A 14,299-nucleotide genomic window follows, 5' to 3' on the forward strand; every position below is an offset into this window, starting at 1 on the left:
TTTTATGCGTTTATTAAATTATATCCTGCAAGCAAAGCCGCTTTATTCAAATTTTCTGTTCCAGCAGGAACTCTTTTCAAGACTGATTTTTCCAATGATTCTTTAGAAACAGCATTTGTTATCGCTTGAATTGCGCCGATCGCAACGATATTTGCAACCATCGGTTTTTTAACTTCCTCCGCTGCTGTATTTAGAATAGGAATTTGAATTACATTAAATGGCAGGTTCTCAGGCAATCGAATCGTTGAATCCACAACTAAAATACCATTTTCCTTTAATGTGTTGATATACTTATCACATGCAATTTGGGTAAGTGATAATAGTAAATCTGCCTTCTCAACTTTAGGATAATCAATTTCTTCTATACTGATAATCACTTCCGCCTTACTTGCACCCCCTCTAGCCTCAGGGCCATAGGACTGGGATTGAATTGCATTTTTACCATCCAGTATTGCAGCCTCAGCTAGAATAATACCTCCTAAAATCAATCCTTGCCCACCGGAACCAGTCAGTCTTATTTCTGTCTGCATATTCATATTATCACTCCTTTCTATATTTCGCAATAATTTTACTATATTCTTCTGTATATTCAGGCTCTATGATATTTTTGAATTCTCCAATCAGTAATTTCCCGCTTCGTTTCTCCATCGGAAGTTTTTCTGCTGCTTTTACATCTAGAGTAGCCTCTTTTAAATCCTTTAACATATCTACAGCAGAGCCTTTTTTATTTTTACGTCCATAATACGTTGGGCACACACTGATAGCATCCACTAAAGAAAAACCTTTATTTTCAATTGCTTTTTCAATTAACTTGATCAATTGATTTGCATGGTATGCCGTTCCTCGAGCTATATAAGTAGCGCCAGCAGCATCCGCAAGTTTGCAGATGTCAAAAGGTTTATCGATATTTCCATAAGGTGCTGTTGTTCCATAGTCCTGACTCGGTGTCGTCGGAGAATATTGTCCTCCTGTCATTCCGTAGATATTATTATTAAAAACGATGGTAGTAATTCCGATATTTCTTCTGCTAGCATGAATTAAATGGTTACCACCAATAGCCGAACAATCTCCATCTCCTGTGATTACAATAACTTCTAATTCCGGGTTAGCCAGTTTAATTCCCGTAGCAAATGCTAACGCTCTCCCATGTGTTGTATGTAGGGTATTAAAATCCATGTAGCCGCTGGATCTCGAAGAACATCCAATACCGGAAACTACACATACTTTATCTTTATCTAAATTTAAATTTTCAATCGCCATAGCTAAAGATCTCATTATAATTCCATGTCCACAACCGGGACACCATATGTGGGGCAATCGATCCATTCTTAAATTATTACGAATTAATTCACTCGCCATTTTATAGAACCTCCCTAATCTTAGCTATTATTTCATCAGGAGTTATTGCTTCCCCAGTTACTTTTCCTAGGCTATAAATTTTACTCTCTCCAGATGCAATTCTTTCGATTTCCAAAGAATACTGACCTAAATTTAGCTCTGGAACAATTATTTTATCGACGTTCTTACATAGTTTTTTAATTTCCTTTTCTGGTGATGGCCAAATTGTTATCGCCTTAAATAATCCTACTTTATAGCCCAATTTTCTGGCTTGCTTTACTGCGCTTCTTGCAGATCGATATGTACCACCATAAGCCAAAACAACAACTTCTGCATCTTCCATATATTCTTCTTCGTACATGACGATGTCATCTACATGATCACTTACCTTGTTCATAATTCTTCTAAGCAGTTTATCCGATGTCGCTGAACTATTGGTTGGAAAGCCAAATTCATCGTGCATTAACCCTGTCACATGAAATTTAAATCCTTCACCAAAAGAAGCCATTCGAGGAACGATCTCATTGTCTTTTACACCATAAGCTTTATATTCTAAATCTCCTTGTTCTGGTTTTAATCTGTCATAAATCTCTATCTCTTCTACACTCGGTATCTCTATTTTCTCTCTCATATGCCCTACAATTTCATCTAACATTAGGAATACTGGTGTTCTATATTTTTCGGATAAATTAAATGCTTTAATAGTAAGGTCATAGGTTTCCCTTACCGAAGTAGGGCTCAAAGCGATCACTGGATGATCCCCATGTGTCCCCCATTTTGCCTGCATAATGTCCCCTTGTGCAGGAGCCGTTGGTAAACCGGTACTAGGACCGTATCTTTGGACGTTTACAATCACACACGGTATTTCTGTCAAAGCAGCATATCCAATATTTTCCTGTTTCAAAGAAAATCCTGGTCCGCTCGTTGCTGTCATAGATTTCAATCCAGTTAAAGAGGCACCTATGGTTGCAGCCATTCCGGCAATCTCATCCTCCATTTGAATAAACTTGCCACCTACTAATGGTAGTTTTTGTGCACATATTTCTGCTATTTCAGTAGACGGTGTAATGGGATACCCTGCGTAGAATCTCATACCAGCTGCAATGGCTCCCTCTACACAAGCTTCATTTCCTTGCATTAGTTTTACTTCATTATTTTTCACTGTCAACCACCTCCAAATAAATCGCATAATCTGGGCACCGCAGTTCGCACTGGCCACATTGAATACAACGTTCTCTATCTTTTATGTCGATCTTTTCATTCTTTATCTGTAGTACATTTTTAGGGCAAAACTCAACACATATTCCACAGGCCTTACACCACTCAGTCCGTACTTTTAATTCTTTATTTACTTTATTGTCCACTGGTATCTTCCTTTCAACAAAGCAATTTTTATATTCTTATTAAAAGCATATCAGATTTATTCGATTATTGCAATTTTTATTTCATATTTTTGGTTTTTTTTATTATTTTGCAATTTAAAATTCATTTTCGTCATTTAATAAAGAAAGTTTAAAAAAACGAAATAAAAATTATAATTAGAAATTTTTACTTTATCGATTTTTTAAGTATTTCAGCAGTCAATGATTTTTTTTTTTGAATACATAATTTTAAATGTAATAATTACTGCAATATGCGGTTTAAAATCTTGCTTATTTTTTAAATACATTTTGTTTATAAAACTACAAATGAATATAATTCAAGAATTTTATCCATAATAAAATTATGGTTACTATGAGAGAATGATATGGTAGAGGTGATACTTTGATTCAAATAGATGATGCTGGTAGCGGAAGTTTACTCGGTGGGACAATCATTGGTATCGTACGAGTTGAAACTGGGGAATATGAATTTGATACCATACCTTTAGAATATTATCGTGATGATTATTTTAAGCAGAAAGAGTACATCTGTTATGTTATTACTATTGTAAAAAAGTTATTTCATAAAATTAATGTGACAACGGAAGAAAAAATTGAAGTGTGTCGAGGGTATATGTTTGATAAATTGAAAATTTGGCTGGAGGAAAACAATTATACTTATGTTTGTACTCAAATTCAGGAGCCTCTTCAAAGTTTAGTAGAGAAATCATTTGAGGAATATGCGATCTCCTTGGGACTACCTCAAAGCTTTATAGCTTATACGAAATATCCTTTTCATTTTCATAGAATATTAAAATGGGTTTACGCGGATTTTGAAAACCGTAGCCTGCTTTGTAAAACAGGGTGGGATAGCTGGCAAAAATATGGTAATCTTCCTATAGAAATAGAAGAAGAAATCGTTAAAAAAAGTAATTTATTCTGTTTTAAATGTAATGAAATACTTCAACAAGGTACTCGAGCAAAAGTAAAAAAATTTAATAGTACCCACCTCAACAAAATTTTTCTTCACAGTAACTGCCTGTGAAAAGCTATCATATAAAAGCCATGTATGAAAGAAGAATGTCCACTTTCATACATGGCTTTTATTCATTTAAGATGAATGTACTTTACACTGGATGAGTTCTTTCCTCTTCATTATATAAGCTCGTTTCTATCTTATATTTTTTAGCCCACCTGTCCTTAAAAAAGCTTGTTGCCACTTGTGGGAATAATGCATAGGAAAGTACATCTTCTTCTTGCTCCACATACTCTTTAATCTCTTCCCTTAAAATCTGTAGCTGAGGCTCAATGAGATCGGCTGGTCTGCAAGTAATCGATTCTTCATTTCCAATAATTTTTTTCTTGATATCTTCATGAATTGGCACCGTGGTTTCACCATAAAGACCTTTGACATAATCCTTTATTTCCTTTGGTACCATCTTATATCTTTCGCCAGTAATCACATTAAATACGGCCTGTGTACCCACCATTTGGCTCATTGGCGTCACAAGTGGAGGAAATCCTAAATCTTCTCGAACCATCGGAACTTCCTTTAATACATCTTCGAATTTATCCTCTTTACCTTGGGATCTCAGTTGAGATATTAAATTTGATAACATGCCACCTGGAACTTGATATACTAGTGTTTTTGCATCCACTCCTAAAACCTTCGGATCAATTAGTCCTGATTTCAGATGCTTCTCTTTCATCGGTCTAAAGTATTCAGCAATTTCATTAAGTACCTCTAAGTCCAATCCAGTATCGTATGGCGTGTCTTTAAGAGATGCCACCAATGGCTCTGTTGGCGGTTGTGATGTTCCTAAAGCTAATGGAGAAATTGCAGTATCTACAACATCTGCACCTGCCTCTATCGCTTTTAAATAAGTCATGGATGCAATCCCACTGGTATAGTGCGTATGGATTTGAATCGGAACCTTCACTGCTTTCTTTAGCTCTGTAACTAGATCAAAAGCAACATAGGGTGTTAATATTCCAGACATATCTTTAACGCAAATAGAGCTAGCACCTAAACTTTCCATGTCCTTTGCTTTTTTCACATAATAAGCGATATTATGGGCAGGGCTGATGGTATAAGATAATGCACATTGGGCGTGTCCACCCTCCGCCAGGGTAGCTTTCACTGAAGTTTCTAAATTCCTAAGATCATTGAGCGCATCAAATATCCGTATAATATCGATTCCATTATAGATCGATTTTCTGACAAACTCTGATACAACATCATCAGCATAATGTTTATATCCCAATAGGTTTTGACCTCTTAACAGCATTTGAAGCTTCGTATTTCGAACGACCTTTCGGATACTTCGTAGCCTCTCCCAAGGATCTTCATTTAAGAATCTTAAACTAGCATCAAATGTAGCGCCTCCCCACATCTCCAAAGAATGGTATCCGACCTTATCTAGCATCTCAGCAATAGGAAGCATTTCCTCAGTCTTCATTCTGGTTGCAAATAAAGATTGATGCGCATCTCTTAAAACTGTTTCAGTAATTTTTAATTTAGTCACTAGATCACCCCTATCATATATTAAAAAACTATTAGGTAGAATTGATATATTTTTATCAATTTTCCTATGGTATTCTATATAAGTAGAAAAAACCCTTTATTTATTTTTTTCTATAAAAACTATAATTGGAGGATTATTCATATGATTCGTATAATTGGATTCTATCACTGTAATCTCCTCTTTGGGAATTCCTTTTAAAAAATCTAAAACTGCTTCTTTTTCTTCTTTACCTCCTTCGTGTCCATAATATATAATAATAGATATGATGCCGCCAGGCTTTAAAAGCTGAATCATGTGAGAAATCGCTTTTATCGTAGTTTTTGGTCTGGTAATTATTGCGGGATCACCTTTAGGCAAATATCCTAGATTAAACATTACAACATCCACTAATCCTTCAATGTATTGATTAATATTTTCATGTCCATCATTGATCAGTTGAATATCATATCCCTTTAAATGATGTTCAGTGATTTTCTCTTTCGTATTCCGTAATGCAATTTCTTGGACATCAAATGAATAAACTTTACCACTGATCCCAACCGATCTTGCTAAAAATACAGTGTCATTGCCATTTCCCATAGTAGCATCAATCGCAATATTTCCTTGTTTAATTTTTTCCTTTAAAATAATTTGAACAAAATTTGTAACTCTCGTAAGTAGACTCAAGTGAACATTCCTTTCTTAAATGTTTCTATTCTATTAAATACCCAGCAACCATCTTATTACTCGGATGAGATATTTAATTTATGATATTATTTAACTCTATGTTTGCATTTTACTGAAAAAAAGCGCTGAATATCACATATCTCTAAGCCATTCTCGTTTTTTATCATCGCACTACTGAATGCGTTCATCCATAAATAATTTAAGACTGTCCTTAATAAACCATCTTCTAATTCCATATCTCTTTTTTCTGGTCGTATAACTAACTCATGGATTACAGGAATGGAACTTTCATCGATCTCGACGATGGCATGTCCTAAAATAAGGCTTCCTTCTATTGCTGCAAAATAGATTTTTGTCGTAGTATTTTCATATTCTTCTATTCTAGCACTTATCTCCTCATATCCTATAAAATTGCAAAGTTCTTCTTTTTCCACTTTTTTTATCATGATCACTGCTCTATCTCCCCAATCTGTTGATGCTATTGTTAAAGTATAGATATATTCCAATAGATCATAAGAAAAGCTTTTATTCTAAAGACCAAAGCTTTTCTTATGCATCTTATAATTGTTTCAAATAAGCGATCTCTCTTTCCGTAAAATATCTCCAATTTCCAACATCTAGGTTTCCTAAATGAATTCTACCCATAGCAATTCTCTTCAGTTCAACAACGGGATGACCAATAGCCTCACACATTTTTCTTACCTGACGATTTTTACCTTCTCTAATTCGAACCTCAACTAATGTATGCTGATTGATCTCTTTTAATATCTTAATCTTAGCTGGTGCCGTAATATAGTCTTCAATTTTCAAACCATTCTCAAATGCTTCTAAGGCTTCCTTCGTCGGTATTCCTTTCACCTTTGCAATATATACCTTTTCGACCTTAAACTTAGGGTGCGTCAATTTATAGGTCAGTTCCCCATCATTGGTTAGTATCAGTAATCCAGAGGTATTATAATCCAATCTACCTACCGGAAAAATTCGATAAGGTACATCTACTAGATCTGTAACCTTCTTGCGGTTAAATTGCTCTGATACGGTTGTAACATATCCTGTAGGCTTATTTAACAGAATATATACTTTGCGTTCCTGCAATATGATATCCTTATTATCTACGGAAATTTTATCTATATCTAAATCTACCTTATATCCCATTTCAGTGATGATATTTCCATTGACCTTAACTCTACCACTACTTATTAATTCTTCACTTTTTCTTCTGGAAGCAACGCCATTTGCAGCTAAAAACTTCTGTAGTCTCATCTATTCCACCTCATCATTTGTCTTCTAATACTATTTTAATCGTTCAGAGTAAATATTCAATAGATTTAATCTTTTTAGTTTTAATTTTATAATCTCTGTATCCGTGGTATATAGATTCAATTCTTTCATTCTTTTGAAATAATCCGATCCAGCAAATGTGAATCTTTCTTTTAACCCCTCTTGATGATGAATTCTTTCATTTGCATAGGATATCAAATCTCCGGAGGCAATATCTACTGGAAGTTGTAACAACGGAATTCCTAGAGAGGCTCTAATGCTATTATGCCCAGCCAAACTACCTGTTACAATTGCCTCTGTATGCCCTACAAAGAGTCCAGATTTCTCTCCTGCACAAAATAGATTTTCGATTCCTTCAACTTTCATCATATTGTCCCTAGGAGCCACAGAGAGATATCGAATAGAGTTACCGATTCCTCCTGAATATGGATCTTCATATTTTGCATTTTCTAGTCCCTTTAATTTTCTAAGTTTTTCTAGGGGATAAAATGGCATCATCAGTTTTGCATGACCCGTATCCAGTAAAATCACATTCTCCGCGTATTCTTTTAATGCATATTGTTGGCAAACTTTCATTTCTAATTTACTCATATTGATATCTTCTTTCGGTAGAGAAATTACGACGACACCTTTCTCGTTCAGCTCTTGTCTTAATTCTTCCGATAATGAATCTTTATTTAGTTTACAGGAGCCACTGAATGCACCATATTGACCATTTGCTCTTAATCCCAGAATATCTTCTACGCCAGCTCTTTGGCTTAAGCTGATTCTAGGACCAAAAGAGGGGCATCTCAAAACGCACATAGCACAGCCGTTTCCGTATTTAATGCAGTTTCCCATAGGACCTGTAGAGCCTGTTGTTTCTATAAATATATCTCCTTCAAAGGTATTATTGTTCTGACATTTGATCGCCGTTATGCGATTGTTTATTTTAACGATATCGACAATTCTATGATTTAAATATAAATGAATTCCCATGGCTTCTAATAATTTTCGAACTGTATTTTCAATGATGGATACATCATATAGACTGGAATGCTTATGCCCAGGAAAATCAAGGTTTCTATGTCTAGAGCATTGATCAGTTATTTCAAATAGCTCTGGTGCACCTAATAGTATCGTCTCCTCAGCCGCCGTATATCTACCGTTGTTTCGCATAATTCCACCTACATTGCCTAAACCTAGCAGCATATCTGTTCTTTCGAAGAGATGGACTTCACCACCTGCTTTTTTTGCAGTTATAGCTGCTGCACATCCTGCCCATCCACCACCTACAATTATAACTTTTGCCATTTTAATACCCCCTCCTGCTATTCTACTTTTTGAGCTTTGCAAGTTCTAATCCATATTCCAAATTCATCTTTCTGGGCACAAGCGCCGCAAATTCCTTCACCACAGCATATCACATTATTATTTGTCGTTACTATTTTCGTATTCTGTGGTTTTTCTATATTCCTTATGATTTTGTTTTGTAATGTATCGGAGCCTCCTATAAATACTAAATCATATTTATTTTTCTCCATTAAATCTCTGCAAAAAATAGCAACTTCATCCGATACCATATCGATTTCTTTTATAGATTCTAAATTAAAATAATCACTTATATAATTATGCTCACCAGCTCTCTTGTTCACGATAATATCTAAATCATTTTTGTTTTTAAGTAACTGTCTTATCGCTGGAATAGTAGGTGCTTGGGCGATTCCCCTCGCAATCACTAAGCACTTGCTCTCCTCCGTTGTTTTAAGATGCTCAAGGCCAAATATGCCATTCCAATAAGGACCTCTTATAATCAGATGATCTCCCGCATTCATAATTTTTTGACTTTTAATGCCTCGTACTTCTATAGCAACAACTATGGTAGCGGTTTTTTCATCAGAATCCATAATCGATATTGGAATGTCAAAGTAATAATCACTAAATTTATTTCTTACGAAAATATAGGATCCCGGTTGCTTTAATAATCGAGCTAAATGTTTATGAACCTTCAACGATAAAACCATGGTATTATCCATAACTTCTTTAGTTAATATGGCTACCTCTTGAGATAAACGAGTATCCTTTCTCTTATTATTAAAAAAACAGAAGTCATTATATATGCAAACGCCCATCCAATTACAATCACAATAACTTTTTCCCTGTAGTTGTGTACATGTAATACAATTATTCTCTTCAGCTAAATAACAAGGGCAGTATTCACTTCCTGCATCAATACATTTCCATCTGTTTAGTCCCATGTAATGACCGACCTCCTTAAAATCAATTTATTTCAAACCATTGCAAATAATTTAAAGACTTGCACCCTGTATCAAATTCAATATGGTACAAATCTGCCCAATAGTCCAACCGGCTTTTAAACTTTACATATTACTAGAATATTTTTTTATTAAAATTATGTTACTAATTTAATACGAATAAAAAACATAAACCCCTAATATAGCTTTAGATTAAGGATTTATGTTTTTTGATAATGTATTTAATTTTGTTTTATAAATAAATTTTTTATTTTTTCTCTAATTGTTATTCTTTCTACAGATTCATCTATAATTAGATCAGTGGTTCCAAGAATTTTTCCATCTAAATATGTAACCATTGTCCCGATTTTACTGCCCTTTTCTAATGGTGCCTCTAAAGTATCCGGAGCATTGATTACTGTCAGTAGCCTTTCTAATTCCCCTTCACTTAGAGGTACGATTAGCCCTCTGTTCGGTTTTATAAACACTGTATTCTTCTTTCCATTCAATACTTTCATGCTTGTAATGACTTGTTCCTCCGTAAAAATATGATGCGGTCGGTACCGCTTAAAACCTTCATCCAATAGTTTTTTATTTGTATCGAACCAATTATAATCATCTAATGTAATACTTATAAACTGCATGCCTTCTCTACTAGCAGATGATACTAAGCACCTTCCAGATCTTGTGGTGTATCCAGTTTTTACACCGTCTCCACCCTCACATATTTCTAGCCCTATGTTTTTATTGGCAAAATGCTTATATTCATTTCTATCTGCTGTCCAGAACTTAGTTTTTACAACTTCTTTAAATACACTATTCTTCAATGCTTCCCGAGTAATTAAAGCTAAATCATAAGCTGTTGTATAGTGATTTTCATGGTGCAAGCCATGAGGGTTGGTAAAATTTGTATTCTTTGCACCGATTTTATTTGCTCTTTCATTCATCAGATCTGCAAATGCTTCGATGGACCCCGACACTTCATATGCAATGGCTGCTGCTGCATCGTTTCCTGACCGTAGCATTAATCCGTATACTAAGTCTATCGCCTTCACTTCCTCGTTAGCTCTTAAGTATATAGAAGAACCTTCAATCCCTTGGGCATTTTGGTTGATCTTCACTCTTTTTTCTAAAGGAATATTCTCAATTGCCAATAAAGCAGTCATAATTTTAGTTGTGCTGGCCATAGGTAGTTTTAAATGCATATTTTTTTCATATAAAATTCTTCCTGTTTCTACATCCATAACGATGGCTGACTTTCCTCCGGTCTGTATATTTTTCATCTTCTCTTGACCATAGGATGGATTCGCCATTAACATCATAAAAATTATTATAAAACAAAAAACTCTTTCCCGCATATTTTCACCTCTTAAAACAATTTTATGGAGCCTTATGAACATTATTAGTATTTACAATATTACAGGAATCATTCTTTGCATAAAAAAATAAGTAAAATTTACAATTTACTTATTTTCGATCCATAAACTATTCATATTTTATTTCACAACCAAATTCTTTGGCCAATTTTTCAGCATCCTTTACATCGTCTTCACTCCAGATAGACCATCCACCTTTTAAAATTCCATTTACATAGATTTCTACTTTATCGTTTTTAAATATCATGATCTTTTCATTTCTTTTTTGCATCTGTTTAATTTGACTATTCACTGCATCAATAGGATCTACATTTAAAACCTTCATTGCAATAAACAAGCAAGACATGGCATCCTGAAGTTCTCGTTTGGCTTTATCAATATCACCTTTCATTAGAGCCTTTAAAGACTCAGCAACTTCTTCATTTAAATGACTTACTGCAGTTTTAGGGTCATGAGTCGTATATTTTCTATTTTCCCATATATTCTCTATCGCTGTCCGTATATCCATCAGTACTCCCCCTTGTATCGTTGTTTATACTCATATTATATACTTTTAATATCATTCTATCAAATAAAAAGAGGACTAATGCGTCCTCTATTCAAAACTAATCATTTCACTGTCAGTGGGTTTTAATTTATTATCTTTGCTAAATACAGCCTGTATACTATTGATCATCTTTGGCGCCGAATTAATGATATTATCCACCAGATTTGCGTTCTGGTCGACAGACATCAGTTTCATTTGACCATTGCCAACTACCATGAAAGCAACGGGCTGTACGGAAACACCAGCACCAGCACCACCTGCAAATGGAAATTTATCCTTTACCAACTTTCCATTCTCATCTTCTTTTTTATTTTTTCTAATTTCTGTGTATTCTCCACCACCAGATGCAAAACCAAAAGATACTTTTGAAATTGGTATGATGACACTTCCATCGGGAGATTCTACAGCATCTCCTACAATCGTATTGACATCCACCATCTCTTTAATACTTTCCATTGTAGTCTTCATCAGAGCTTCTATCGGATGATCACTCATTTTACACACCGTCCCTTTTTTGTACTATTAAAGTTTTTAATCCTGCATTTATAATATTGCCTAGTTTAATGCTAAATATACAATGAAACGATGTGTTCAAAATCTCTTTTCCATAGTTTGGCGCCACATTGATATGAGCATCCTTAGGTTGATGACGGCTCCGATATAAGGCTGTCATTAAATAAGATTTCATCATCCAAATAAATCCCGTAATCATTGCGGTTTCATAAGCATCACCAACGCCGAGCTCTGTTGTCCAGTATATCCGATGTATGATGATCTTTTTTTGAATACTTACTATAAATGTTGTGTATTTTAAATAAATTTTTTTATATTTTTTATACATATTTTGCAACTCATGCAGATTGATTACAGATTTATTATTTGCTATATTTTTTAGATTTTTTCCTCTTCCTATCTTTTGATTAAATTTTAATGCTGGAATATTGTCTCTTCCTGTAACAATATCAATAAAAGGAATATGGATATTATAGTTCATTATCCCATAAAATCCTTTCAAGTGCATATTGATTTTATGATCCTTACCACATTTATTTATACGCATCTCTATAATAAAATCAGAAAAAAATAGGATAACCAATATAATTCCTATTATTAAAATAATCATTTTATCAAACTCCTCGTTTTCACCTTACTTTTATTTTTACCACTTTTTTGTAAGTTAGACCTATAAATTCAAACTATTCCAGATCGCATTTTAGGCAGAACTTTTAATAAAAATATATTGACATTTTTTATAAAAACTATATATTTAATATAGGTAAACAAAAAGTTTCCTTTTAGGAAGTATTATTTTTCGTTTACTAATTGTATAAGTGAGGTGATAGCTTGGACATAGGTGAAAAAATCAGACGTTTACGCCTTTTAAACGAATTAACGCAAGATGAGCTTGCACAAAGGTGCGATTTGACAAAAGGCTTCATTTCTAAAATAGAACGTAATATTACATCACCATCTATTGCCACCTTAATGGATTTATTGGAAGCACTAGGAACGGATGTAAAAAAGTTTTTTAATGAAGATGTGCAATCTAAAATTATATTTACTAAAGAGGATATCTACGAATCGGTAAATGAGGATTTATTCCACAAAGTTTCTTGGCTAATTCCAAATGCTCAAAAAAACGCAATGGAGCCGATCCTAATAGAATTAGATCCCTACGGTACAAGCAATATTGAAGAACCCCATAAAGGAGAAGAATTTGGCTATGTTTTAAAAGGGTCCATCCATGTGTATCTTGGCAATAGAAAATTCAAGGCAAAAAAAGGTGAGAGTTTCTATTTCAAATCTAGTCAGTTACACTATATTGAAAATCCAACCAATAAACCTGCTTTGGTTCTTTGGGTTTCAAATCCACCATCTTTCTAATAAACCTTCTAGGAGTATGAATATTACCTGCTTTAGAAGAGAATTATTATCCTTCGTATTCATATTCATTACAGAATCAATATAAGTTTGTAAATATATTTTAGTATTGTAGTCATTGATAAGGAGAACATAACAATGGAGTTATTTAACAATTATTCATTTATCAGCTGTAACAAGGAGTTTCATTCTGCAGATACCATAATCTTTGGTGCCCCATATGATGGCACAAGTTCTTTCAGGCCGGGTTCTCGTTTTGCTTCGAGCCGGATTCGAATCGACTCTTACGGCTTGGAAACCTATAGCCCTTATTTAGATAAAGATCTTCTCTCTAGAGATATTCACGATGCTGGAGATTTAGATTTTCCTTTCGGAAATAGGGATTTGGTAATGAGGTATATCAAAGAATTCGTTACGAATACGATCCATCATAATAAAAAAACCCTAATGATCGGTGGAGAGCATCTAGTTACATTACCTGTAGTTGAGGCATTTCATCATAAATTTAAGGATTTAGTTGTCTTACATTTTGATGCCCATACAGATTTAAGAGAGGATTATATGGGAGAAAAGCTCTCTCATGCCACAGTAATTAGGCGCATTTGGGACTTGCTTGGCGATGATAGAATCTATCAATTTGGCATTCGTTCTGGACTGAAAGAAGAGTTCGAATGGGCAGCATCCGGTCACACCACATTAAATAAATTCGGATACGAAATGTTAGACGATGTGATTCATACCATTAAAGATCGTCCTGTATATGTTACCATTGACCTTGATATATTAGATCCCTCTATCTTTCCTGGTACTGGTACTCCTGAACCCGGAGGTATTTCATTTAATGATATGATGCGTATTATCTCAAAACTACAAGCCTTGAATATTGTTGGGGCAGATGTAGTGGAGCTTTCTCCAGATTATGATTCTACAGGTGTCTCTACCGCTGTTGCCTCTAAAATAATTAGAGAAATGCTATTAGTCCTATAGGGAAACAAAAAAGAAATAAGCGGATAAAGATTCCGCTTATTTCTTTTTTTATAACAAATAGGAAAGAAGGAATTTTCGCAAATAACTTATAAAAAGCCTCTTT

At 34.2% G+C, this 14,299-nt stretch carries 17 protein-coding genes; 3 read left to right on the forward strand and 14 right to left on the reverse strand.

What is annotated here, in order from left to right; all coding sequences use genetic code 11:
- Window positions 1-2: 2 nt before the first annotated feature.
- From CLOS_RS08070 to CLOS_RS16445, 4 genes are read right to left on the reverse strand one after another with little or no spacing between them, the layout of a single operon-like run.
- Complete coding sequence (locus CLOS_RS08070; protein ID WP_012159424.1) at window positions 3-536, reverse strand: 2-oxoacid:acceptor oxidoreductase family protein; 534 nt, start codon at window positions 534-536, stop codon at window positions 3-5.
- A 4-nt stretch (window positions 537-540) separates the two neighbouring features.
- On the reverse strand, window positions 541-1,359 hold the full coding sequence (locus CLOS_RS08075) for a 2-oxoacid:ferredoxin oxidoreductase subunit beta (RefSeq protein WP_012159425.1): 819 nt from the start codon (window positions 1,357-1,359) through the stop codon (window positions 541-543).
- Window position 1,360: 1 nt separating this feature from the next.
- Window positions 1,361-2,500 carry a 2-oxoacid:acceptor oxidoreductase subunit alpha gene (locus CLOS_RS08080; RefSeq protein ID WP_012159426.1) on the reverse strand — a complete coding sequence of 380 codons (1,140 nt, stop codon included), beginning with the start codon at window positions 2,498-2,500 and terminating at the stop codon, window positions 1,361-1,363.
- A complete protein-coding gene (locus CLOS_RS16445; protein WP_012159427.1) occupies window positions 2,490-2,702 on the reverse strand; it encodes a 4Fe-4S binding protein in 213 nt (70 codons plus the stop codon). Before CLOS_RS16445 ends, CLOS_RS08080 begins: the two co-directional genes overlap by 11 nt.
- A gap of 400 nt (window positions 2,703-3,102) precedes the next feature.
- On the opposite strand from CLOS_RS16445, the gene CLOS_RS08090 reads away from it, so the two are divergent.
- Window positions 3,103-3,744 (forward strand): hypothetical protein, encoded by a 642-nt coding sequence (locus CLOS_RS08090; RefSeq protein WP_012159428.1) that lies wholly within the window; start codon window positions 3,103-3,105, stop codon window positions 3,742-3,744.
- Between the two features lie 82 nt (window positions 3,745-3,826).
- On the opposite strand, the gene CLOS_RS08095 is transcribed toward CLOS_RS08090, so the two are convergent.
- The 10 genes from CLOS_RS08095 to CLOS_RS08140 form a co-directional block, all read right to left on the reverse strand.
- Window positions 3,827-5,224, reverse strand: a complete 1,398-nt coding sequence (locus CLOS_RS08095; protein WP_012159429.1) for an oxaloacetate decarboxylase subunit alpha — start codon at window positions 5,222-5,224, stop codon at window positions 3,827-3,829.
- Window positions 5,225-5,320: 96 nt separating this feature from the next.
- The gene (locus tag CLOS_RS08100) at window positions 5,321-5,890 is read right to left on the reverse strand and encodes a class I SAM-dependent methyltransferase (RefSeq protein ID WP_012159430.1); all 570 of its coding nucleotides are present in this window, start codon (window positions 5,888-5,890) and stop codon (window positions 5,321-5,323) included.
- Between the two features lie 86 nt (window positions 5,891-5,976).
- The gene (locus tag CLOS_RS08105) at window positions 5,977-6,342 is read right to left on the reverse strand and encodes a hypothetical protein (RefSeq protein ID WP_012159431.1); all 366 of its coding nucleotides are present in this window, start codon (window positions 6,340-6,342) and stop codon (window positions 5,977-5,979) included.
- Window positions 6,343-6,448: 106 nt separating this feature from the next.
- Window positions 6,449-7,153, reverse strand: coding sequence for a pseudouridine synthase (locus tag CLOS_RS08110; protein WP_012159432.1), 705 nt, complete (start codon window positions 7,151-7,153; stop codon window positions 6,449-6,451).
- Between the two features lie 30 nt (window positions 7,154-7,183).
- Window positions 7,184-8,464 (reverse strand): FAD-dependent oxidoreductase, encoded by a 1,281-nt coding sequence (locus CLOS_RS08115; RefSeq protein ID WP_012159433.1) that lies wholly within the window; start codon window positions 8,462-8,464, stop codon window positions 7,184-7,186.
- Between the two features lie 17 nt (window positions 8,465-8,481).
- Entirely contained in the window at window positions 8,482-9,408 is a 927-nt protein-coding gene (locus tag CLOS_RS08120; protein ID WP_012159434.1) for a sulfide/dihydroorotate dehydrogenase-like FAD/NAD-binding protein, read from the reverse strand.
- Between the two features lie 239 nt (window positions 9,409-9,647).
- A complete protein-coding gene (locus tag CLOS_RS08125; RefSeq protein ID WP_242649556.1) occupies window positions 9,648-10,727 on the reverse strand; it encodes a D-alanyl-D-alanine carboxypeptidase family protein in 1,080 nt (359 codons plus the stop codon).
- A gap of 163 nt (window positions 10,728-10,890) precedes the next feature.
- Complete coding sequence (locus CLOS_RS08130; RefSeq protein ID WP_012159436.1) at window positions 10,891-11,289, reverse strand: MazG nucleotide pyrophosphohydrolase domain-containing protein; 399 nt, start codon at window positions 11,287-11,289, stop codon at window positions 10,891-10,893.
- Between the two features lie 87 nt (window positions 11,290-11,376).
- Entirely contained in the window at window positions 11,377-11,823 is a 447-nt protein-coding gene (gene ytfJ, locus CLOS_RS08135) for a GerW family sporulation protein (RefSeq protein WP_012159437.1), read from the reverse strand.
- A gap of 1 nt (window position 11,824) precedes the next feature.
- Window positions 11,825-12,451: a DUF2953 domain-containing protein gene (locus CLOS_RS08140; protein ID WP_012159438.1), complete on the reverse strand. Its 627-nt coding sequence runs from the start codon at window positions 12,449-12,451 to the stop codon at window positions 11,825-11,827.
- Between the two features lie 221 nt (window positions 12,452-12,672).
- Here CLOS_RS08140 and CLOS_RS08145 point away from each other — a divergent pair, with 221 nt between their 5' ends.
- Both CLOS_RS08145 and speB read left to right on the forward strand, forming a co-directional pair.
- Complete coding sequence (locus CLOS_RS08145; protein WP_012159439.1) at window positions 12,673-13,212, forward strand: helix-turn-helix domain-containing protein; 540 nt, start codon at window positions 12,673-12,675, stop codon at window positions 13,210-13,212.
- Between the two features lie 135 nt (window positions 13,213-13,347).
- Window positions 13,348-14,196, forward strand: a complete 849-nt coding sequence (gene speB, locus CLOS_RS08150; protein WP_012159440.1) for an agmatinase — start codon at window positions 13,348-13,350, stop codon at window positions 14,194-14,196.
- Window positions 14,197-14,299 lie beyond the last annotated feature (103 nt).

The sequence above is a fragment of the Alkaliphilus oremlandii OhILAs genome (assembly GCF_000018325.1).
GTDB lineage: Bacteria > Bacillota > Clostridia > Peptostreptococcales > Natronincolaceae > Alkaliphilus_B > Alkaliphilus_B oremlandii.

What these genes read in the sequence shown, in the direction of transcription:
- ytfJ (WP_012159437.1), bottom strand. Translation starts at nt 11,823, where the DNA reads ATGAGTGATCATCCGATAGAAGCTCTGATGAAGACTACAATGGAAAGT.
- speB (WP_012159440.1), top strand. Translation starts at nt 13,348, where the DNA reads ATGGAGTTATTTAACAATTATTCATTTATCAGCTGTAACAAGGAGTTT.
- CLOS_RS08120 (WP_012159434.1), bottom strand. Translation starts at nt 9,408, where the DNA reads ATGGGACTAAACAGATGGAAATGTATTGATGCAGGAAGTGAATACTGC.
- CLOS_RS08075 (WP_012159425.1), bottom strand. Translation starts at nt 1,359, where the DNA reads ATGGCGAGTGAATTAATTCGTAATAATTTAAGAATGGATCGATTGCCC.
- CLOS_RS08130 (WP_012159436.1), bottom strand. Translation starts at nt 11,289, where the DNA reads ATGGATATACGGACAGCGATAGAGAATATATGGGAAAATAGAAAATAT.
- CLOS_RS08070 (WP_012159424.1), bottom strand. Translation starts at nt 536, where the DNA reads ATGAATATGCAGACAGAAATAAGACTGACTGGTTCCGGTGGGCAAGGA.
- CLOS_RS08140 (WP_012159438.1), bottom strand. Translation starts at nt 12,451, where the DNA reads ATGATTATTTTAATAATAGGAATTATATTGGTTATCCTATTTTTTTCT.
- CLOS_RS08125 (WP_242649556.1), bottom strand. Translation starts at nt 10,727, where the DNA reads ATGATGTTAATGGCGAATCCATCCTATGGTCAAGAGAAGATGAAAAAT.
- CLOS_RS08115 (WP_012159433.1), bottom strand. Translation starts at nt 8,464, where the DNA reads ATGGCAAAAGTTATAATTGTAGGTGGTGGATGGGCAGGATGTGCAGCA.
- CLOS_RS08110 (WP_012159432.1), bottom strand. Translation starts at nt 7,153, where the DNA reads ATGAGACTACAGAAGTTTTTAGCTGCAAATGGCGTTGCTTCCAGAAGA.